Genomic DNA, 21,529 nt, shown 5'->3' on the forward strand with positions numbered 1-21,529 from the left:
TCGATGACCGACATGGACGAGAACTCGCCCGTCTTCGCGATCGCGGTCGCGGCGGAACTCGCCGAGATGCACCCGCAGACCCTGCGGCAGTACGACCGGCTCGGGCTTGTCGTGCCGGGGCGCACCCGCGGCGGGTCCCGCCGGTACTCGATGCGCGACATCACGCAGCTCCGCGAGATCGCGCGGCTCGGGTCCGAGGGCGTGTCCCTCGAGGGCATCCGCCGGGTGCTCGACCTCGAGAACGAGAACGCGCAGCTGCGGACCCGGGTGCGGGAGCTCGAGCGTGCCCTCGCCGACCAGCTCATCAGTCGACCCGGTGCCCGGGTGTTCGCTGCGACGACCACCGGTGCCGCTGTGCCCCTGCGAGCCGGCATGCGTCCGCAGCGCAACACGGCGGTCGTGCTCTACCGCCCGCAGCGTTGACCGGGACCGACTGCCTCGCGCGGGAGCGCCGCCGCAGGCCGGCGCTCGACCTCGCACGGCGGTGACGGACCCGTCCCCTGTCGGTCGTCATGCGCGACCACCCGAGCCGGGGCAGCGCTCGTCCTGACGTCCTCGAGTCGCCGCCGCGAACCCTCTCCACACATCGACACGTTCCCGGCGACCCGCGTCAGCAGTCAAGGGTGGTGTCGCGGAGCGATCGGACAGCGCTGTGCGCCGCACTGCACTGACCGGAGCCGGTGGGGTGCTCGTCCCGGGGCATGCACCGGTCGGCAACTCGACGCCGTGAGCGGATCGTGCGGATGACCTGACGGATGCACTCCTGGCACATGCTCAGCGCTCCGCGGGTCCGCGGACGGATCCGTCCTCGGCATCGGCAGGCTCCACACGGTCCGGATCCGGCAGCAGGTGCACCGCCCAGGTCGCACGCTCCGCGAGTCGCCCGTCCCGCCCGTCCACGGCGATGCGCAGGGCGACCACGCCGTTGCGGATGTGCTCCCAGGGCAGTGCCTCGTGCAACCGGTCGTTCCGCAGCCGGAAGGTCAGACCGTCGAGTGAGCCGAGCAGCGCCGCCGACAGCATCGGGTTGTGGCATTCGCTGATGAAGGTCCGGTAGACCGGCGTCGCAGCGTCCGCCGTCGGCATCCAGCCCGGCTCCTGCATGCAGTCGAGGAGGACCCCGAGCCGGTCGAAGAGCGTGGAGCGTGACCGTTCGCTCAGGGTCGGGACCGCGAGGCGCACGACCCCGCCGAGCAGCAGACCGAGTGCCTGCAGTGCAGGGAGCACGTCCTCGTCCCGCGGGACGGCCACCCGGGTGTACCGGTTCGCCCGCAGTTCGACGAGGCCGAGTCGGTCCAGGTCCGCGAGGGCCTCGCGCACCGGGGTCCGCGAGCAGCCGAGCTGTACCGCGAGTTCGTCGTCGTCGAGTCGCTCGCCGGGACGGAGCCGCCCGCTGATGATCTCCGCACGGAGACGCTCGCGTGCCACGTCACGGAGCAGGGTCTTCGTCCCGGGGGTGGGTCGCGCTACGAACATCGGCCCCTCTCGCGCTGCTGCGGAGCCCGGGCGGTCCGGGCGTGTTCCGAGCGTACGACTCCGGCCCCGCGCTGTCGCGTGTGGTATATCGGCGGATGACACGTTCGGCGCTGGTCGTGGAACGGGACTGCCAGTGCATCGCAGCTACTCTCGGTCCGTGCCGTCCTTCGACTTCGCCGACCACTTCCGGCGCCATGCCCGCGAGCAGGGCCCGGACCTCATCGCGATCGACGGGACCGACCGGTTCCTCCTCGACGAGGCCCCGCACGTGCACGGCGATGCGCTCCGGCACCCGGGCGCCGTCACGGTGGTGGACGACCGGTACGGGGTGTTGACCCTCGGGGTGCTCGCCCTGCACGGCGCTTCCGACGTCCGTGTCGTCCAGGACTCGCTCGTCGGCGAGCGTGCCCTCGAGGCCAGCGCCGGCACCTTCGGCCGCCGCGGGTTCCACCACCCGGAGGACTTCGAGGAGGCGTTCCGCGACGCCCGACTCGTCGTCCTCCGGCTCAGCAAGTCGCACGACCGTCTCGACGAGGTCGCCCGTGCGGTCGCGCGCTTCGCGGCCCCGGACGTCGTCCTGCTCTGCGGCGGACGCACCAAGTACATGACGCTGACGCAGAACGACGTGCTCCGGCGGTCGTTCGGCGAGGTCGTCGCCAGCCGCGGGCGCGGCAAGTCCCGCCTGCTCATCGCGTCCGACCCGCTGCGGGCGGCCGCCGAACGCGCTGCGGTCACGGACCCGTGGCCGCGTCAGGTGCGCCAGGACGAGCTCGACATCACGATCGCCGCCCACGGCGGCGTCTTCGCGGGCACGTCCCTCGACATCGGGACGCGGGTCCTGCTGGAGGCCGCGGAAGCGGCGATGCCGGAGGCCCGGGTCGTCGTCGACCTCGGGTGCGGCAACGGGGTGGTCGCGACCGTCGTCGCGCGCGCCCGCCCTCGGGTGCGCGTCGTGGCCACGGACGTGTCTGCGGCGGCGATCGCCTCGACCCGCCTGACCGCTGCGGTCAACGGGGTCGGGGACCGCGTCCGGACCGTGCGGAGCGACGCTGGCGACGAGCTCGACGAGGACAGCGCCGACCTGGTGCTGTGCAATCCACCCTTCCACGCGGACACGACCGTCTCGACGGACGCAGCCGAGGCGATGTTCCGGAACGCGGCCTCGGTGTTGCGCCCGGGCGGCGAACTCTGGACCGTGTGGAACTCGCACCTGCGGTACCGCCCGGTGCTCGAACGCATGGTGGGTCCCACTCGTCAGGTGACGCGGACGGCGAAGTTCACCGTGACGGCATCGGTCGCCCCGCGCTGAGCAGTCACCCGGCCTCGTCATGCCGGGACGCGGACGACCCCGCTCCCACCAGGTGGAGCGGGGTCGTCCGGTCAGAACGCCGTGACGAGGCGTCGGACCGCGTCGATCAGATCGTGACCGTGACCTTCGTGGAGCGGTCGCCCGCGGCGATGGTGACCACGTGGGCGCCGGTCGTCAGCCCGGTGACCGTGAGGTGGCCGGTGCCGTCCTCGTGGATCGCGCTGTAGGCGAGGACCGAGCCGTCCGCGTCCCTCGCCTGCAGGCCGCCGATGCCCGTGGGGAGTCCCCAGACGTCGATCTCGGCGCTGCCGACGAGGGCCGACGTGTTCCCGACCGTGGCCGCGAGCTGGTCGGACGGGTGGCCGCCGTTGCCGACGACGACGTCCTGTTCTGCCGTGCGGTCGCCGTTCGTCGAGGTCACGTACACCGTCGTCGTCAGCGCCCGGGGTGCCGGCAGGACGACGCTCGCCGTACCGTCGTCACCGATCGAGGCGTGCTTCGTGACGCCGTTCGCGGTGGCCGTCACCTCGGTGCCGGCGGCGCCGGAGACGTGGGCCACGATCTCACCCGCGCTGAGTCGGCTGGTGCTGACGGCGACCTCGGCCGGAGCGGGGGTCTCCTCGCCGGAGCCGGAGCCGGAGCCGGAGCCGGAGCCGGAGCCGTCGCCGGGGCCCGGGTCCTCCGATCCGTCACCCTCGCCGGGACCGGGTGCGCCCGGGCTTTCGCCCGGTTCGGTGGTCCCGCTGCCGTCGCCCTCGCCGGGGTCCGGCGTCTCGCCTCCGCCGGAGTCGTAGCGGAGGGAGTACGGGGTGGACGTCCAGTGTCCGGACTCGTCCTGGTACCGCACGGTGAACTCGTTCAGCCCTTCGGTCAGGTCTTCGGAGAACGGGATGCGGAAGTGACCGTCAGCGTCCGTCGCGCCGGAAGCGACGCTCGAGTTGGTCTCGTCCGTGACGAGGATCTGCCGGTACGAGCCGACGGTCGACCCCTCGATGGTCGGACGCGACCGGGAGACGGTGGCGCCGTCGGCGGGTGCGGTGATGCTGAACCCGGTGGCCTCGGGAGCCCAGGTGACGCTCTGGAAGACCCGCTTCTGCCAGGTGCCGTCCGGCTGCTCGAACGCCACGACGATGCCGTTGTCACCGAGGTGCAGCGCCCCTCCGATCTTCACCGACCAGTTGCCGTCGGCGTCCGCGGTGGTGCTGCCGAGAGGCTCGACGCCCATGGCGAGGACGCTGACCCGACCGTGCGGACGGCCGTGCCCGGTGAAGGTCGGCTGCGCGGTGTCGACCGTCGCGCCGTCCGACGGGCTCGTCACGTCGTAGACCGGCTCGGTCGCCTCGCCCGGGTCCGGCTTCCCCGAGCCCGAGCCCGAGCCCGTGCCTCCACCGGAGCCGGAGTCGTCGCCGGTCTGCGCCAGCGCCCAGCCGCTCACCGCGAAGTGGTCGTGGTCGGGCGTGCTCGCCGGGATCGCGTCGTTCACCGTGCGGAAGAAGGCGCGCTCCGTGCTCGCCCCGCCGGGGACCCGGATCCGGAAGCCGCCGTCCGACCCGGTCTCGGTGGTGGCAGGACCGACGAGCGGTCGGTGGACGCCTGGACCGCGGCGCGGCGGTTCGTGGTGCCCGCGACCACGAGGTCGTCACCGTCGCGCTCGACCGCGTCGATGGTCGGGGTGGCGGCGTGGGCATCGAGCTCGGCCTGGGCCGGGGTGCTGAACGTGCCGTTCTCCTCGACGACGGCGGCCGTGATCGTCTGCGGGCCGGAGACCAGCGGCTCGAACGCGCAGGAGTACAGGTTCGGGCGCGCAGTCGTCGCGGTGCCGGTGCACAGGACGTGGCCCTCCGCGTCGACGATCTCCAGGGTGCCGCCGGTGACGGAGCTCGTGACCTCGGCCTCCGGGGTCGCCTGGCCGGTGACGAACAGGCGGTTGCCGCCCCGTTCACCGGCAGCTGTGGCGCCCTGGACCCTGAAGACGTTCGTGCGGCTGTCGACGATGGGGCGCGCAGCGGTGGCACCCGGGATCGACGGGACGTCCGGCGCTGCCGTCGTGGCTGACGCGGCCGCCGGGACGAAGCCGGTTGCCAGCACGAGGCCGAAGGCGGCCCCTGCTGTGGCTCGGTTGATCGTTGGCATGGTTCCCTTCCTGCCCGTGCGGGACGCACGAGCAGATGGGAATATCGCATGCGGAGTACGAAATCATCATGGGTGCGAGCCTGATCTCGGAGCCGGGACGGGCCTCCAGTCCGGTGTCACCCCGGACGGGGCGCCCGTGCCGGCGCCCGGACGCGGAACAGCCCCGGCCGACGGGCCGGGGCTGTTCCGCGGTGCGATCGATCAGGCGGGGACGTAGTCGAACGTGTCCGGGTCCGGACCGGTGCGGTGGCCCTTGTCGAGGGTCGTGATGTCCGTCATGTCCTCGTCGGACAGCTCGAAGTCGAAGATCTGGAAGTTCTCCTCGACACGGGAGCGGGTGACCGACTTCGGGAAGACGATGTCACCCCGCTGGATGTGCCAGCGCAGCACGACCTGCGCCGGGGTCTTGCCGGTGGTGCGGGCGATGCGCGTGATGGTCTCGTCGTCGAGCACGAGGCCCTGTGCGATGGGGGACCAGGCCTCGGTGGCGATGCCGTGCTCCTGCCCGTACGCGCGGAGGTCCTCCTGCACGAGGTACGGGTGCACCTCGATCTGGTTGACGGCCGGGGTGATCGTGGTCTCCGCCGCGAGACGGTTCAGGTGGTGCGCCTGGAAGTTGCTGACCCCGATCGACCGCGCGGTTCCCGCGTGGTAGAGCTCCTCGAGCGCCTTCCACGTCGGGACGAAGTCGCTCACGGTCGGGAGCGGCCAGTGGATGAGGAACAGGTCCGTGTAGCCACCGAGCAGGTCGGCCGACTTCTTGCCGTTCTCGGCCGCGGCCTGCGGGGCGTGGAAGCCGTTGTTGAGCTTCGAGGTGACGAAGACCTCCTCGCGGGGGATGCCCGACTCGGCGATCGCCTCACCGACCTCCTTCTCGTTGCCGTACATCTCTGCGGTGTCGATGTGGCGGTAGCCGACCTCGAGTGCCGTGAGCGTGGCGGCCTTCGTCTCGGAGGGGTCGATCTGGAAGACGCCGAAGCCGAGCTGGGGGATCGTGCGTCCGTCGTTGAGCGTGATGTTCGGAACGGTCATGGGACCAACCAACACCGCGCCCTCCGCTGCTGATTCAGGCACGGTGATGGAACATGCATGTGTGATGTAGAATACTGATGTTTTGTTGTCGATCCGTCGGAGGTCCCGCATGCGCCGCACGCGCAGACGCACCCTGTTGTCCACCACCGGAGCCGCGGTCCTCGCGGGTCTGCTCGTCGTCGGCGATGCGGCGGTCGCAGCCCCCCAGTCGAACCCGGTCCGACCTGCTGAGGACGGCTTCGTCACCGGTCCATTGCAGAACTCCACCAAGAAGACCTTCGTCGGCATCAAGAGTGGCTACTGGTCGGAGGAGTCTGATGCCCCAGGAGCTGTGACGTATCCGACGCCGGGGAGGACGGGCATCGTCTCGATCGACGGTACGTGCGTTCCCATCGCCCAGTCGACGACGAGCAGCACGATCACAGGCATCTCGATGGGCGACGGGTCAGCATGTCTCCGGTTCCGCTCCGTGGTTACGTCCGAGGGGTTCTTCACTTTCCAAGTGGAACATCCGACCGCCGCCACGAACGGTCGATACCTGGGGAACGGCGACGGCACGATCCTCGATCTGCTTTCAACGTCTCCGAAGACCCTGTTCTCCATTCCAGAGGAGCCGGCAGGGGCAGCAGAGTTGATCGCGCGCTTCGCCGATGACGACGGCAATGGCGACAAGTCGGCTGGAGACACCGTGACATGGTCGACGACCGTCGAGAACTCGGGCAACGTCCGCCTACGCAACCTTCAACTCACGCTCGGCAACGGCTTGGAGACGACCTGTGATCACGATGTGATCGAGTCCGCGGCTCGCATCACCTGTGAGTCGGGTCCTCAGACCCTCAGTCAGGAGGACATCGACCGCGGAGAGGTGTCCACGACGGTCACTGCGACGGCGACAACGCCGAAAGGGAAGTCCTTCACGTTCCCCGAAGCGTCGGCGACGCTCGAGATCAGCGCTGCCCCCGCCGGCAGCACCACGACCGCCATCGCCGGCGACGTCGACTCCGCCGACGACGTCCTCCACGTGAAGGCCACCGTCCGCAACGACGGCAACGTCACGCTGACGGACCCGTCGGTGACGATCGGCGGCGAGGCCGTCGAGTGCGACGTCGACACCCTCGCCCCCGGTGAGACGACCGGCTGCTCGATCGACCACATTGTGACCCAGGCGCAGTTCGACGCCGGCCGGCTCGACTTCCACACCACGGGCACCGCCACGACCCCGGCAGGCGAGAGCACCACCCTCACCGCCTCTGACGCCTCGGTCGAGTTCGAGCGCACCGGCGCGATCTCGGCAGCGCTCACGCCGAAGGTGAAGGACGACGTCCTCCCGGGCGTCGGCGACCCGATCGGCCTCGCCCTGTCCGTGCACAACGACGGCAACGTCTCGGTCCACGACGTCGCCGCCGCCGTCGAGGACGAGGAGGGCATCGAGGTGTCCTGCCCGCAGGCCCCCCTCGCTCCCGGAGCGACCGTCGCGTGTGACGTCCACGGCCAGCACGAGGTCACCCAGGCGGACGTCGACCGCGGTTCGGTCGCGTTCTCGGCCCCGGTCACCGCGGCGGACACGACGGACACCGCGCTCAGCACCACCGCCACCGCGACGCAGGCCACCGAGGCCGCTGCTCCGGCGCTGTCGAGCACGCTCGAGCCGACCCTCGCCGCGGGCAGCCGTCCGGATGCCGGTGACGAGATCGCACTCGTCCTCCACGTCACGAACGATGGGAACGTCACCCTCTCGGACGTCGCCGGCTCGCTGTCGGACCCCGAGGGGCTGACCGCGGACTGCTCCGAGGCGCCCCTCGCTCCCGGCGCTTCCACGGACTGCGCCGTCACGGGGTACGTCGTGACACAGGACGACGTCGACGCCGGCGAGCGTGCGTTCACCGCGGACGTCGAGGCACAGGACCCGCACGGGAAGGCCGTACGTGCGCACGACGACGCATCGGTGGTGCTCGACCGGCACGCCGGCGTCACCGCGACGGCGACGGCCGAGCGCGACGGACAGGAGGCTCCGCGCGCCGGTGATCCGGTCCGGGTCACCGTGACCGTGCGCAACGGCGGCAACGTCACCCTGCGGGACGTCGCCGGCACGGTGGGCCGCGACGACGTCACCTGCCCGCACGAGGCACTCGCCCCCGGCGACGAGGTCACGTGCACGATCGCGGACCACGAGTTGACGCAGGCCGAAGTCGACCACGGCGAGGCCGTGTTCGAGGCCGAGGTCACCGCGAAGGGCCCCGGCGGCTCCACCGCCGAGGGCTCCGACACCGCTGCGCTCGCCCTCGCCCGCGTCCCGGCGATCACCGCCGAGTCGGCGGCCGTGCTCGACGCCGACGAGCACGAGGTGCCGCTGGCCGGGGACACGGTCAGTCTGTCGATGACCGTCACGAACACCGGCAACACCACGGTCGACCACGTGGACGGAGTCGTCACGGACCGCCGCGGCGTCGACGTGACGTGCCCGACGGACGCCCTCGCCCCGGGCGACTCGACGGCGTGCGAGGTCTCCCGGTACACGCTGCGCCAGAAGGACGTGGACGCCGGCTCGGTCGCGTTCGACCTGACCGGCGCTGCGCGGGGGACGAACGGTGCCCGCGTGGAGGCCGCCGCACCGCAGACGGTCGTCTCGATCGTCCGTGCGCCGGCCATCACCGCACAGGTGACCGCCGCCCTCGACGGTGACGAGGACGAGCCGACCGCCGGCGACGGCGTCACGCTGCACCTCACCGTCCGCAACACGGGCAACGTGACCGTCCGGGACGTCTCCGGCGCCGTCGCACACCACGACGGCCTCGCCGCCCGGTGCTCGGCGGAGCCGCTCGCTCCGGGGAAGACCGTCGACTGCACGTTCGCCCCGTACCGCGTGACGCAGCACGACATCGACGCCGGCAAGGTCGCGTTCGACGTCACCGCGGCCGCCGTGGGAGCCGACGGGCGGCACGTGGAGGCGGGTGGCCGCGCGGGGATCGTCCTCGCGCAGCACGCCAGGATCGACGCGACGCTCAGTGCGCACCTCGGTGACACCGAGCACGAGGTCCCGGCCGCAGGCGACCACATCCGGTCGGTGCTGACGCTGACGAACACCGGGAACGTCACCCTGACCGAGCCCACGGCCGAGGTCGTGGAGCTCGCGGACGCCACGGTGTCCTGCCCCCAGGGCGGCATCGCACCCGGGGACTCCGTCGAGTGCGCCGTCCCTGACCACGTGCTCACCCAGTCCGAGGTCGACCACGGCGTCGTCGAGATCGTCGTGACGGCCGAGGCGACCGGTGCCGACGGGACCCGTCCGGCCGACCGTGACAGCGTCCGCGTCGGCCTCGACGCCGCGAGCGGGCTGGACATGACGGCGGCCGCACTGGTCTCCGTCGCCGGTGGTGCCGAACGACCGGCGCGCGGGACGGACGTCCTGCACCCCGGCGACCGGGTCCGCATTCGCTACACGGTGGTGAACACCGGCAACCTGCAGGTCCGGGACCTGCAGCACGCCGCGGACCTGCCCGCGGTGACGTGCGACGACGGTGACCTCGACCCCGGTCAGCGCACCACCTGCACGACCGAGGAGGCCCACACCGTCACCGACGCGGAGGCCGCGGACGGCGAGGTGGTCCTGCAGGGCCGCGTGATGGGTCAGGTGCGCCGGGAGAACGGCGCCTCCGTGGAGACGCCGGGTGCCGCCTCCACCGGCCAGAGCGGAGACGCCGGCCGGGCAGAGGGCGCCGCGGTGACCACCGCGACCACCGCGGCCCGGACCGCGCCGACCGTCACCATCGGCGACCCGGCCGAGCGTCCGGTCGCATCGGCCGCGGCTCCGAGCCGCCCGGTCTGGGTGTTCTCGGAGAAGGTCCGGACGGTGCTGCCGACGGCTCCCGCACCGGCCGAACTCGCCTTCACCGGGACGGACGTCCTGGCGACCGCGGTCCCGGCTGCGGTGGTCCTGCTGCTCGGCGGCCTGGTCCTGCTCCTGACGGTGCGCCGCCGCCGGGAGGAGAGCCGCCACCGGGCCTGAGCCGACGCCCGGGTCGGCCCGACGCCCGGGTCGACCCGCCGCCCGGGTCGGCCCGTGGCGGCCGAGCCGACCGGCGACGCCCACCCGCAGCACGACCGGACGCCCTGTTCCCCGGAGCAGGGCGTCCGGTCGTGCTGCGGCTCAGTCGAGGGCCGCCGTGATGTACGCGGCCAGTGCCTCGCCGTACGCGACGGCCGGGTCCGCAGCCGCGAAGGTCCGCTCCTCCTCGGTGATGCGTGCGGTCACGGTCCAGACGGTCCGGCCGTCCGTCCCGACGTGCCGGGTCAGCCCGACGAACGACGGTCCGAGCAGGTCACGGAGCTGGTCCTCGCGCGGCAGCCAGAGCGACTCCGTCACCGACACGGAGTCGAGCGCCCACTCGGTGGTCCCGTTGAACCCCAGCACGGTGCCGGTCGGGTGGTCGTGCCGCTCGACCGTCATCTCGGACACGGTGTAGACGTCCTCGTCGACGCCGGGCTTGTCGATCAGGAAGCGGTCGCCGGTGTCCGGGTGCCACCGGAGGCCGGCGGCGCGGAGGGACCGGGCGAGTTCGACGCTGATCATGGGCCCAGCCTGGCACTCGGCGCCCCTGCTCGCACCGGTCCGCCTCGCGCGCTCAGGACGACGAGGGCGGTTCCCGACCCCGTCGCCGGACAGCCGTACTACCATCACCGAGCATCCCCACGTGAGGCCGCCCGTCGGTCCCGCGTGCGCGACGCGACGACCGCCGGGCGACCGGTGCCGAGCCTCCCGGCCGTTGCCGGTGGTGCGGCGGACCGGCGGACGACGTGCCGGACCGCGGTCGACGCGGACCGATCCGCCAGCAGACAAGGACCCGCATGACCCTCGACCGCGAGGAACTCCGCGACCACTGGACCGTCACCCCGGTGGAGGACGGACCGCGCACCGTGCCCGACGCCGTTCGCGGCGCGGTCGTCGCCGCCACGGTGCCGGGGCAGGTGCACACCGACCTCGAGCGCGAGGGGCTGCTGCCCGACCCGACGTTCGACCGCAACGAGACGGCGACGGCGTGGGTCGGGCAGACGGACTGGGCGTACCGCCGCACCGTCGACGTCGGTCCACGCGGGTTCGAACGCGTGGACCTGGTGTGCGACGGCCTCGACACGGTCGCGACCCTGACGCTCGACGGCGTGCAGATCGGCACCACGCGGAACATGCACCGGCGGTACCGCTTCGACGTCCGGGACGTGACCGACGGGACGAACGCGAGCACGGAGCGGGAGCTCGAGATCCTCTTCGAGTCCCCGTACCGCGAGACCGAGCGGGTCGCCGCGCGTGCCGGGGCGATGCCGGGCCCGTACGACGAGCCGTTCCCGTACATCCGCAAGTCGGCGTCGAACTTCGGCTGGGACTGGGGGCTCACGGCCGTGACGAGCGGGCCGTGGCGTCCCGTGGCGATCGAGCGCTGGTCGACGGCACGCTTGCGCGACGTCCGTCCGCTCGTCGACGTGGAAGCGGGCGAGGGCGTCCTCGACGCGCACATCGCCTTCGAGCGGTCCGGGATGAACGACCTCGACCAGGACGGCGAGGACGACGACCTCGTGCTCGTCGTCACGGTGTCCGGGCACGGCACGAAACAGCGTTCGCGCGTCAACGTGACGCCCCAGGAGGACGAGGCCGTCGTCACGGTGCGGATCCCGGACGCCGAGCTGTGGTGGCCGCGGGGCTACGGGGCGCAACCCCTGTACGACGTCGAGGTGCACCTGCAGACGGTCGACGGCGACGTCCTCGACCGGACGACGTTCCGGACCGGGTTCCGCTCCGTGGTCGTCGACACCGCGGAGGACACGGTCGGCCGGCCGTTCGCCATCCGGGTCAACAGCACGCTCGTGGACGTCCGCGGCGTCAACTGGATCCCCGACGACGTCATCGTCTCGCGGGTCACGCGTGAGCGGTACGCCGACCGGCTCGACGAGGCCGTCGCGATGCACGCCAACCTCGTCCGGGTCTGGGGCGGCGGGGTCTACGAGTCCCACGACTTCTACGAACTGTGCGACGAGCGGGGTCTGCTGGTCTGGCAGGACTTCCTCTTCGCCTGCGCCTCGTACCCGGAGGTCGAACCGATCCGCAGCGAGGTGATTGCCGAGGCCCGGGACAACGTCGCTCGGCTCGCCCGGCACCCCTCCCTCGTGGTCTGGAACGGCAACAACGAGAACATCTGGCTGCACGACGTCGACGACTGGGCGGCCGGGCTCGACGACCGCGGGTGGGGGCTCGACTACTACCTCGACCTGCTGCCGACGATCGTGGACGCGGTGGACCCGTCGCGCTTCTACACGGTGGCCTCGCCGTGGTCGGGCTCCGAGGCGCTGGCACCCAACGACGTGGACCACGAGACGCACCACTCGTGGGACGTCTGGAACCGCGTGTCGGACGAGCACTACCGGGACTCGGTGCCCCGGTTCGTCTCGGAGTTCGGTTGGCAGGCGCCGCCCGCGTGGCGCACCCTCCGGGATGCGGTCACCGACGACCCGATGACCCCGACGTCCCTCGGTGTGGTGCACCACCAGAAGGCCGACGACGGCATGGGCAAGCTCGCCCGGGGGCTGGCACCCCGGTTCGGGACGGGCTGGGAGGACGACTTCGACCGCTGGCACTGGTTGACCCAGCTGCAGCAGAGCCGTGCGATCGCGACGGGCGTCGAGCACTGGCGGACGCACTGGCCGCGCAACACCGGCGTCGTCGTCTGGCAGCTCAACGACCTCTGGGCGGTGTCGTCGTGGTCGGCGGTCGACTCCGCTGGTCGCCGGAAGCCGCTGGCGCACGAGCTCCGCCGTCTGTACGACGACGTCCTGCTGACGCTGCGCCCGGTCTCGCAGGTGCTGACGACGATCGCGCCGCTCCCGTCCGGCTCGGACCGCGACGACCGGACAGGAGGCCCGCACCCGCGGACCGCGTCCCTCCCCGTCCCGGAGGTGGCCGGGTCTCCGGTCGAGGTCGCGGTCCGGTCGTCCCGCGGCGGGCTCGACACGGTGGTGCGGGTCCGTCGCGTCGACCTCGGTGGTCGGATCCTGGCCGAGGAGTTCCTCCCCGTGCGTCTGGACGGCCCCGGGGTGGCGGTCGTGCGTCTGCCGGCATCGATCGGCGTCGTCGGCGACGCCCACGACGAGCTGGTGGTGGCGGACATGGACTGGCGGCGGGCCGTCTGGACACCGTCGTCCGACCAGGACATGCACTGGCGGCCGGCCCACTACCGCGTCACGATCTCGGACGTCCCCGGAGTGCACGCCGTCCGGATGGTCGTCGAGGCCGAGTCGCTCGTGCGGGACCTGCTCGTCCAGCCGGACCGGGTCTCGCCGACGGGGACCGTGGACCGCGGGTTCATGACACTCCTGCCGGGCGAACGGGTCGAGTACCGTCTCGACGGTGTGTCCGAGGCCGATGCGGAGGCGCTCACCTCGGCTCCCGTGCTGTGGACGCTCGACCGGGTGCTCGGCACGGAGCGCGGGTGACATCTCACATGTCAGGCTGGTAGGGTCGGTCCTCCACGCAGACCGTCGCCCGCGGTCCGGTGCGTCCGGGCCGCGGCGCCGGTCCCGACCGCCATGGAGGCCCGATGTCCGTCCTGACCGCCGGCGCGGTGACCGGGCCCACCTGCCGCGGCCCCGCACCACTGCGGCTGATCCGGTTCGGCATGGCGGTCACCGACGTCCTGGTGCTCGTCGTCGCGTTCGCCGTCGCACACGCCGTGCGGTTCCCGGGGACGTCGTTCCCCCTGCGGTCCGGGGCGCCGGGGTGGGTGGTCGCACCGCTCACCGTCGCCCTGTGGGCGACCCTGCTCACGACGATGCGGACGCGGGACCCGCGCGTGCTCGGGCTCGGCGGTGACGAGTACCGGCGGCTCTGCACGGCCGGGTTGACGACGGGTGGGGTGTTGGCGGTCGTCGCGTTCCTGTTCGACCTGCAGATCGCGCGCGGGTACGTCGCGGTGGCGTTCCCGCTCGCGATCGTGCTGCTCGTGCTCGCCCGGACGGTGTGGCGCGCAGCGTTGGTCCGGTGCCGTGCCGCCGGACGCCACCTCGTCGACGTGCTGGTGGTCGGCGAACTCGAGGACGTCGCGTACGTCGGCGGACGGGTCGTGTCGACGCCTGCGGCCGGGTACCGGGTCCGCGGGGTGCTGACCGACTGCGCATCGGCCACCCGGTCGGTCACCGTCGGGCCGACGACTTCGGAGGTGCTCGGCGGGGTCGACGACGTCGTGGCGGTCGCGAGCCGGACCGGCGTCGGCGCGGTGGTCTTCGCGGGGGAGGTGCACGGCGGGCACGAGCGGCTGCGCCGCCTGGGCTGGGAGCTCGAGGGTCAGGGGGTCGAACTCGTCGTGTCGTCACCGCTCGTCGACGTGGCGGCCGCGCGGGTGCACCACCGCGCGGTCGACGGCCTGCCGCTGCTGCACGTCGAGACGCCCGACTACCGGCGTCGCACCGGCAAACGGCTGTTCGACGTCGTCGGGGCGGTGTCCGGGTTGCTCGTCCTCGCCCCGGTGGCCGCGGTCATCGCGCTCGCGATCCTCGTCGACGACGGCGGTCCGGTGCTGTTCCGGCAGCAGCGTGTCGGCCGAGGCGGGCGTCCGTTCACGATCGTGAAGTTCCGGACGATGTGCGTCGACGCCGAGCGCCGCATGGCGGACCTCGCGGCGCTGAACGAGGGCGCCGGGCCGCTGTTCAAGATGCGGGCCGACCCCCGGGTGACGCGGGTGGGAGCCGTGCTCCGGCGCACATCGCTGGACGAACTCCCGCAACTCTGGAACGTGCTGACGGGCTCGATGAGCATGGTCGGTCCGCGTCCGGCGCTGCCGAGCGAGGTCGCGACCTACGCCGACTTCGCGGAACGACGACTGCTCGTCGCCCCGGGCATCACCGGGCTCTGGCAGGTGAGCGGCCGGTCCGACCTGGACTGGGCGGAGGGCGTCCGACTCGACCTGCACTACGTCGAGAACTGGTCGTTCCTGCACGACGTCGTCATCCTGGCCCGGACCGTCCCGTCGGTGCTGCGCTCGCGCGGCGCGTACTGACGCTCGTGGCCCCGGCGGAGGCGCGGACCCTGGGCGAACGGTGATCATCGGACCGCTCGCCTGTGCTTCTCACGCCGTGCGGGTTAGCATGGTGGGACAAGCGGGACACCGCCGGCCCGGTCGACGACGACCGGACGGGACGACCGGGGCACTGGTCGGACGGCGGTCAGTCCCAGTACCGAAGGAGTCGACATGTTGCAAGGCCTCACCGGAATCCACCTGGTGATCATCCTCGGCATCGTGCTGCTGTTGTTCGGTGCGACCAAGCTCCCGGCGCTCGCGAAGGGGGTCGGCCAGTCCATCAACATCTTCAAGAAGGAGATGGACAACGACGACCGCAAGAAGGACGGCACCGCCTCGTCCGATGCCGCCGCGAACGCCTCGGCCGCACCGGTCCAGCAGCCGACGACGCAGTACCCGAGCAGCAACGGCGTCCAGCAGCCGATCGTGAACCCCGGTCCGTCGGGGCAGCCGAACGGGGACTCCCGCTCCCTCTAGACCGCCGACCCATCGGCATCCCGGCCCCGGGACCGACGACAGCCCTCGTGCGCCAGCACGGGGGCTGTCCTCGTCTTCCGGCGTCGTCGGGCGCATGATGGCCTCATGACGACCAGCGCCCCAGCCGCAGCCGCCGACCTGCCGGGAGGCACGGCGCCACTGCACGACGACCGCCGCCTGGTCCTCGTGGTCGCGGTCCTGGCGTCCTTCGTCGTGGGGCTCGACTCCAGCGTCGTGAACGTCGCCCTGCCAGCGATCCGGACCGAGCTCGGCGGTGGCCTCGTCGTCCAGCAGTGGACGGTGGACGCGTACCTCGTCACACTCGGGTCGCTGGTCCTGGTCGCCGGTTCGCTCTCCGACCTCTTCGGCCGGGTGCGCATCATCACGTGGGGCCTCGTCGTGTTCGGCGTCGCCTCGGTCCTGTGCGCTGCTGCGCCGAGCGGCGAGGTGCTCGTCGTCGCGCGGGCGGTCCAGGGCGTCGGTGGTGCACTGATCACCCCGAGTGCGCTGGCGCTGATCGTCGCCGCCTACCGCGGCGCCGCCCAGGCGAAGGCGATCGGGTCGTGGACGGCCTGGTCGAGCGCCGCGATGATCCTCGGTCCCGTCGTCGGCGGGCTCGTCGTGGACGGCATCGGGTGGCGCTGGATCTTCGTGCTGACCGCGGTGCCGATCGTCGTCACGATCCCGCTCGTCCGTCGGATCAGCTCCGAGGTGCGCGGTGGCCCGCACGCTCGGGTGGACGTCGTCGGCGCGGTGCTGGCGGTCGTCGGGGTCGGCGGGGTCGTCCTCGGCCTCATCGAGCAGGAGCGGCTCGGGTGGGGCTCACCCGTCGTCGTCGGGGCGCTCGTCCTCGGCGGTGTCGCGCTCGGCGCGTTCGTGCCGTGGGAGTTGCGCGTCACCAGGACGTCGGGGGCGCCGCTCGTGCCGCTCGGGCTGTTCCGGGCGCGGGACTTCGCGGTCGGCAACCTGGCGACGCTCTCGATCTACGGCGCACTCGGGATGGTGTTCTTCGTCGTGACGCTGTTCCTGCAGGAGGTCTGGGGGTTCCCGGCCTGGGTGGCCGGGCTCGCGACACTGCCTCCGACGCTGATGCTCCTGGCGCTCTCCACGACCATCGGTGCGCTCGCCGGGCGCTTCGGACCGCGGTGGTTCATGGCGGCCGGACCGACGATCGCCGCGGTCGGTGCGCTGCTCATGCTCCTGGCCGGTGACGACCCCGCGGGGTACTGGTGGTCGGTCCTGCCGGGGTTGGTGTTGGTCGGCGCCGGCATCGCGACGATGGTGACCCCGCTGACGAGTGCCGTCCTCGGATCCGTCCCGCAGAGCCAGGCGGGTGCAGGGTCTGCCGTGAACAACGCCGTCGCACGCATCGCGGGACTGGTGACCGTCGCGCTCGCGGGCGTCGTGCTGGACGGCGAGATCGGGGTCACCGGTCTGCACCGCGCGATGGTCGTGATGGCGGTCCTGCTGCTCGCCGGAGCGGTCGTCAGTGCGGTCGGCATCGTGGACCCGGACCGTCGAGACTCCGACTCGCCCGCCTGACCACGCGCTCGAGCGGCCCGGTCCCGAGCCACCGACGCCACGGGGTCGCCACCAGGCCGGCGCCGACGACGACCAGGACGGTCGCCGTCCACCCGGTGTGCCACTCGTCGCGGCCGACCGCGTCGAGCACGGCGTACACGAGGATGTGGGCGGCGTAGACGGTCAGGGCGAGCGCCCCGACGGCGCGGAGCGGGGCCAGGACGACGCCGGTGCGACGGGTGACGAGCAGGCTGAGCGCGAGGACCGCGAGCGCGACGCCGAGGGCACCGAGCACCTCGGGCGTCGACCCGGCGTGCGGCTGCACCGAGGTCAGCCCGGCCCAGTCGATGCCGGGGTGCTCGATGGTGCCGCCGCCCTGCGGGACGAGGTGCGGGCCCGCGTCCGGAAGGGGACCGGCACCCGCGCCGCCCGTCACCCCGGTCGACCCCGCGGCGTCGCCGGCTGCACCCCCGTCGGCGGGACCGGTGGCGGCCGACCCAGCAGCCACCGACCCGGTCACGCCCGTGTCATCGGCCGGGAGCCCCAGAGCCGCCCGGGCGAGGACCCCGCCGCCGTAGCCGGCCACCGCGGCGGTCACGCCCCCGGCGAGCAGCAGCAGGCGTACCCGGGTGTCCCGGAGCGGGAGCCGCCCGACCGCGAGCCCGACCAGGACCACGCCCCACCAGGTGGTGCCCGGGTAGGCGCCGAGCAGGACGCCGTGCACGAGCGGGTCGCTGGCGTCGTGCAGCACCGAGCGACCGACCGCGGTGCAGACCGGTCCGATCAGCAGCGCCGTCGCGGCGACCCCGGCGACGGTGCGGGTGCGGGCACGGAGGAGCGGGATCGTGGCCACGAAGCACACCGCGTACGTGGGCAGGATGACCTGGACCGGGGTGTCGAGGGCGGTCAGGGGGGCACCGAGGACGAACAGGGCGACGGCCCGGACGAGTACCCGCCGGCGGTGCACGACGAGGTCGTCCGGAGCGGTCCCGTCCACGTCCTCGCGCGGGCGGGTCATCAGGGTGAGCGAGATGCCGGCGCAGAGGGCGAAGAGGACCGCCGAGCGCCCGTCCACCACGGCCGCCCAACTGTCCGGACGTGCCCAGTCGAAGCCCGGATGCGGTGGGCCGAGGTGTGCGACGACCATGCCGAGCACGGCCAGCCCACGGGCGAGGTCGAGGCCGTCGAGGCGCGACGGTCGTGTCCCCGCCATCAGGGCGTCGACGTCGGACGGTCCGTCGGCGGACCGGCCAGGGGAGCGGTGCGGGGAACGGCGGAGGGACGTGACCGGGCCCGGGGTCCGGCGAGCTGTCGATGTGGTCATCTCCCCAGCACAGCGCGGAGGGTGTTTCGTCGGAGTTGCCCACCGGTGGCGGGAATGTCGTCACCCGCCGTAAACTTGAGTCAGGTGGACTCAGGAAGGTGCGGGAGAGTGCGGCTCCGCGCCTGACGGTCCGAGGACTCCGGTCCGGTCGGTGGGATGCCGGTCGGCCACACGGCAACGCAACGGAAGGACGGAACGCATGGCGAACCTCCAGGGCGCTCCTGACTCGCAGGAGAAGCAGAAGACCGCCCTCCAGCAGTACGGCGTCGACCTCACGGCGATCGCGCGGAGCGGCAAGCTCGACCCGGTGATCGGTCGCGACGCCGAGATCCGGCGGGTGTCGCAGGTGCTCACCCGCCGCACGAAGAACAACCCGGTGCTCATCGGTGAGCCCGGGGTGGGCAAGACCGCCGTCGTCGAGGGGCTCGCGCAGCGCATCGTCGCCGGTGACGTCGCCGACTCGCTCAAGGACAAGCGGCTCGTCTCGCTCGACATGTCCGCCCTCATCGCCGGTGCGAAGTACCGCGGCGAGTTCGAGGAGCGGCTCAAGGCCGTGCTCAAGGAGATCGACGACTCCGACGGGCAGGTCATCACGTTCATCGACGAGCTGCACACGCTGATGGGTGCGGGCGGCGGCGAGGGGTCGGTCGCGGCGTCGAACATGCTCAAGCCGATGCTGGCGCGCGGTGAGCTCCGGCTCATCGGCGCGACGACGCTCGACGAGTACCGCGAGTACATCGAGAAGGACGCCGCCCTCGAACGACGCTTCCAGCAGGTGTACGTCGGCGAGCCGAGCGTCGAGGACACCGTCGCGATCCTCCGCGGGCTCAAGGAGCGCTACGAGGCGCACCACAAGGTGACGATCAACGACTCCGCCCTCGTGGCGGCATCGGCGCTGTCCGACCGGTACATCGCCGGTCGCCAGCTGCCGGACAAGGCGATCGACCTCATCGACGAGGCGGCGAGCCGACTCCGGATGGAGATCGACTCGAGCCCGGTCGAGATCGACGAGCTGAAGCGCACCGTCGACCGGCTGCGCGTCGAGGAGTTCGCGCTCAAGCAGGAGAAGGACGACGCCTCGAAGGCCCGCCTCGAGACCCTGCGGGACGAACTGCGCTCCCGCGGTGAACTGCTCGACGGGCTGGAAGCGCGGTGGCAGGCCGAGCGCACGACCCTGAACCGGATCGGTGAGCTCAAGCAGCAGCTCGACGACCTCAACATGCGGTCGCAGCGCGCCCAGCGGGAGGCCGACTACGAGACCGTGTCGCGGCTGGAGTACGGCGAGAAGCCCCGTATCGAGGCCGAACTCGCCGCCGCCGAGCAGGCCGGGTCGACCGACCGGATGGTGAACGACAGCGTCACCGACGAGGACATCGCCGCCGTCATCGCACAGTGGACCGGGATCCCCGTCGGCCGCCTCCTGCAGGGCGAGACCGAGAAGCTCCTGCACCTGGAGCGCGAACTCGGCCGCCGGATCATCGGGCAGCGCACCGCAGTCGCTGCCGTGTCGGAAGCGGTCCGTCGGACCCGCGCGGGCATCTCCGACCCGGACCGGCCCACGGGTTCGTTCCTGTTCCTCGGCCCCACCGGCGTCGGCAAGACCGAGCTCGCGAAGGCGCTCGCCGAGTTCCTGTTCGACGACGAGAAGGCCCTCGTCCGCATCGACATGAGCGAGTACGGCGAGAAGCACTCGGTCGCGCGGCTGATCGGCGCCCCGCCCGGGTACGTCGGCTACGAGGCCGGCGGGCAGCTGACCGAGGCCGTCCGTCGTCGTCCGTACTCCGTGATCCTGCTCGACGAGATCGAGAAGGCGCACCCCGAGGTCTTCGACGTGCTCCTGCAGGTGCTCGACGACGGGCGTCTGACCGACGGTCAGGGCCGAACGGTCGACTTCCGGAACACGATCCTCGTGCTGACGTCGAACCTCGGGTCCCAGTTCCTCACCGATCCGGCGCTGTCGAACGAGCAGCGTGAGGCGGCGGTCCGCGAGATGGTCCAGCAGGCGTTCCGGCCGGAGTTCCTCAACCGGCTCGACGACATGGTCGTGTTCCAGGCGCTCACCCCGGACGACCTGGCGCAGATCGTCTCGCTGTACGTCGACCGGCTCGCACGGCGTCTGTCCGGACGTCGTCTCGAGCTCGCCGTCACGCCGGACGCCCGCGCCTGGCTGGCGGAGCGCGGGTACGAGCCCGCGTACGGCGCCCGCCCGCTCCGCCGGCTCATGCAGCGACAGATCGACGACCAGCTCGCGCGGGCGATCCTCGCCGGGGACGTGCGCGACGGCGACGCGGTGCGCGTCGACGTGGCACCGGGCGGAGAACAGCTCACCGTCGAACCGTTCGAGGTCGCCGAGATCGTCGAGGAGTGACGCATCGGGCCAGCGTCGCCGGTCCCTGACCGGCGCGGGCGCGGTGACGGGAGGCCCGGTGCCGGTCCCTGGGACCGGCACCGGGCCTCCCGTCCGCGTCGGCGCCACGCGCCATGCAGCAGTGATGGTGTGGAGCTCCGGTGCTGGCCCCGTCGCAGTGCGATGGTGACGCCTGGCGGACAGCGTCGCCCTGCTGAGAACCCCTTGCCCGTCACCGGTCTAGCGTCAGCAGCATGCCGGAGATTGCAGCACTGCGACGCGTGACCGATTCGATCGAGCAGGCGAGCGTGCTCGACAAGGCCGTCGACCTCGACCGCAAGGTCGTCAACGCCCTCATCCGCCCGCGTGCGCTCCGGCAGATCCTGCACGGGGTGCCGTTCGGGCACCCGATCCACCCGCTCATGGTGCAGGTGCCGCTCGGTGCCTGGATCTCCGCGGCGGTCCTGGACCTCGTCGGCGGGAAGGGCAACGAGAAGGCCGCGAAGACCCTCGTCGGGCTCGGGGTCGCCTCGGCCGGGAGCGCGAGCGTCGCCGGCTACACGGACTGGTCGGAGATGAACCGCGAGCAGCTGCGCACGGGGTGGGTCCACCAGGCGGTGAACTGGGTCGGCATCACGTTCTACGGGCTGTCCTGGCTGCAGCGGAAGCGCGGCAACCACGCGGCGGGCCGGATGCTCGGGTACGTCGGCCTCGCGACCGTGTCGGTCGGCGGGTACCTCGGCGGACACCTGTCGTACCGGCAGCGCGGCGGCGTCAGCCGTTCGGGCGAGGTCCCCTTCGACAAGGAGTAGGACTCCCAGCCGCCACATACCGCACTGGTACATCATGTT

The 21,529-nt window shown here is 72.1% G+C and carries 16 protein-coding genes; 9 read left to right on the plus strand and 7 right to left on the minus strand.

The genetic code is table 11. The features are described 5' to 3' along the window. Positions 1–12 precede the first annotated feature (12 nt). Positions 13–423: a heat shock protein transcriptional repressor HspR gene (locus DEI91_RS03590; protein ID WP_110823945.1), complete on the plus strand. Its 411-nt coding sequence runs from the start codon at positions 13–15 to the stop codon at positions 421–423. A 351-nt stretch (positions 424–774) separates the two neighbouring features. Here DEI91_RS03590 and DEI91_RS03595 read toward each other — a convergent pair whose 3' ends face one another. Further along, positions 775–1,476 carry a GntR family transcriptional regulator gene (locus DEI91_RS03595; RefSeq protein WP_111051291.1) on the minus strand — a complete coding sequence of 234 codons (702 nt, stop codon included), beginning with the start codon at positions 1,474–1,476 and terminating at the stop codon, positions 775–777. A gap of 157 nt (positions 1,477–1,633) precedes the next feature. On the opposite strand from DEI91_RS03595, the gene DEI91_RS03600 reads away from it, so the two are divergent. Beyond that, complete coding sequence (locus tag DEI91_RS03600) at positions 1,634–2,785, plus strand: class I SAM-dependent methyltransferase (protein ID WP_258374280.1); 1,152 nt, start codon at positions 1,634–1,636, stop codon at positions 2,783–2,785. Between the two features lie 106 nt (positions 2,786–2,891). Here the strand turns inward: DEI91_RS03600 and DEI91_RS16150 are convergent, their stop codons facing one another. The 4 genes from DEI91_RS16150 to DEI91_RS15895 all read right to left on the minus strand — a co-directional run bounded on the left by DEI91_RS16150 (position 2,892) and on the right by DEI91_RS15895 (position 6,673). Continuing rightward, the gene (locus tag DEI91_RS16150; RefSeq protein ID WP_181439464.1) at positions 2,892–4,268 is read right to left on the minus strand and encodes a hypothetical protein; all 1,377 of its coding nucleotides are present in this window, start codon (positions 4,266–4,268) and stop codon (positions 2,892–2,894) included. Next, positions 4,265–4,918, minus strand: coding sequence for a hypothetical protein (locus DEI91_RS03610; protein ID WP_146244193.1), 654 nt, complete (start codon positions 4,916–4,918; stop codon positions 4,265–4,267). The genes DEI91_RS16150 and DEI91_RS03610 overlap by 4 nt, the downstream gene beginning before the upstream one ends. Positions 4,919–5,119: 201 nt before the next feature. Then, positions 5,120–5,950 (minus strand): aldo/keto reductase, encoded by an 831-nt coding sequence (locus tag DEI91_RS03615; protein WP_111050968.1) that lies wholly within the window; start codon positions 5,948–5,950, stop codon positions 5,120–5,122. A gap of 297 nt (positions 5,951–6,247) precedes the next feature. Then, positions 6,248–6,673 (minus strand): hypothetical protein, encoded by a 426-nt coding sequence (locus DEI91_RS15895; protein WP_146244194.1) that lies wholly within the window; start codon positions 6,671–6,673, stop codon positions 6,248–6,250. Between the two features lie 142 nt (positions 6,674–6,815). Between DEI91_RS15895 and DEI91_RS03620 the strand changes: the two genes are divergently transcribed. Continuing rightward, positions 6,816–9,956, plus strand: coding sequence for a hypothetical protein (locus tag DEI91_RS03620; protein WP_146244195.1), 3,141 nt, complete (start codon positions 6,816–6,818; stop codon positions 9,954–9,956). A gap of 141 nt (positions 9,957–10,097) precedes the next feature. Here the strand turns inward: DEI91_RS03620 and DEI91_RS03625 are convergent, their stop codons facing one another. Next, on the minus strand, positions 10,098–10,520 hold the full coding sequence (locus DEI91_RS03625) for a pilus assembly protein CpaE (RefSeq protein ID WP_111050970.1): 423 nt from the start codon (positions 10,518–10,520) through the stop codon (positions 10,098–10,100). A 275-nt stretch (positions 10,521–10,795) separates the two neighbouring features. On the opposite strand from DEI91_RS03625, the gene DEI91_RS03630 reads away from it, so the two are divergent. The 4 genes from DEI91_RS03630 (at position 10,796) to DEI91_RS03645 (ending at position 17,028) form a co-directional block, all read left to right on the plus strand. Then, positions 10,796–13,429: a glycoside hydrolase family 2 protein gene (locus tag DEI91_RS03630; protein WP_111050971.1), complete on the plus strand. Its 2,634-nt coding sequence runs from the start codon at positions 10,796–10,798 to the stop codon at positions 13,427–13,429. Positions 13,430–13,533: 104 nt separating this feature from the next. Further along, on the plus strand, positions 13,534–14,988 hold the full coding sequence (locus DEI91_RS03635) for a sugar transferase (protein WP_111050972.1): 1,455 nt from the start codon (positions 13,534–13,536) through the stop codon (positions 14,986–14,988). 192 nt (positions 14,989–15,180) lie between these two features. After that, positions 15,181–15,486 (plus strand): twin-arginine translocase TatA/TatE family subunit, encoded by a 306-nt coding sequence (tatA, locus tag DEI91_RS03640; protein WP_111050973.1) that lies wholly within the window; start codon positions 15,181–15,183, stop codon positions 15,484–15,486. Between the two features lie 105 nt (positions 15,487–15,591). Then, positions 15,592–17,028, plus strand: coding sequence for an MFS transporter (locus DEI91_RS03645; RefSeq protein WP_111050974.1), 1,437 nt, complete (start codon positions 15,592–15,594; stop codon positions 17,026–17,028). Here DEI91_RS03645 and DEI91_RS03650 read toward each other — a convergent pair. Then, complete coding sequence (locus DEI91_RS03650; RefSeq protein ID WP_111050975.1) at positions 16,973–18,331, minus strand: heparan-alpha-glucosaminide N-acetyltransferase domain-containing protein; 1,359 nt, start codon at positions 18,329–18,331, stop codon at positions 16,973–16,975. The two genes, DEI91_RS03645 and DEI91_RS03650, sit on opposite strands and share 56 nt — an antisense overlap. A gap of 199 nt (positions 18,332–18,530) precedes the next feature. Between DEI91_RS03650 and DEI91_RS03655 the strand changes: the two genes are divergently transcribed. Next, positions 18,531–20,699 carry an ATP-dependent Clp protease ATP-binding subunit gene (locus tag DEI91_RS03655; protein ID WP_111050976.1) on the plus strand — a complete coding sequence of 723 codons (2,169 nt, stop codon included), beginning with the start codon at positions 18,531–18,533 and terminating at the stop codon, positions 20,697–20,699. Between the two features lie 233 nt (positions 20,700–20,932). Next, on the plus strand, positions 20,933–21,490 hold the full coding sequence (locus DEI91_RS03660; RefSeq protein WP_111050977.1) for a DUF2231 domain-containing protein: 558 nt from the start codon (positions 20,933–20,935) through the stop codon (positions 21,488–21,490). Positions 21,491–21,529: the final 39 nt, after the last annotated feature.

Source organism: Curtobacterium sp. MCBD17_032 (genome assembly GCF_003234855.1).
Taxonomy (GTDB): domain Bacteria; phylum Actinomycetota; class Actinomycetes; order Actinomycetales; family Microbacteriaceae; genus Curtobacterium.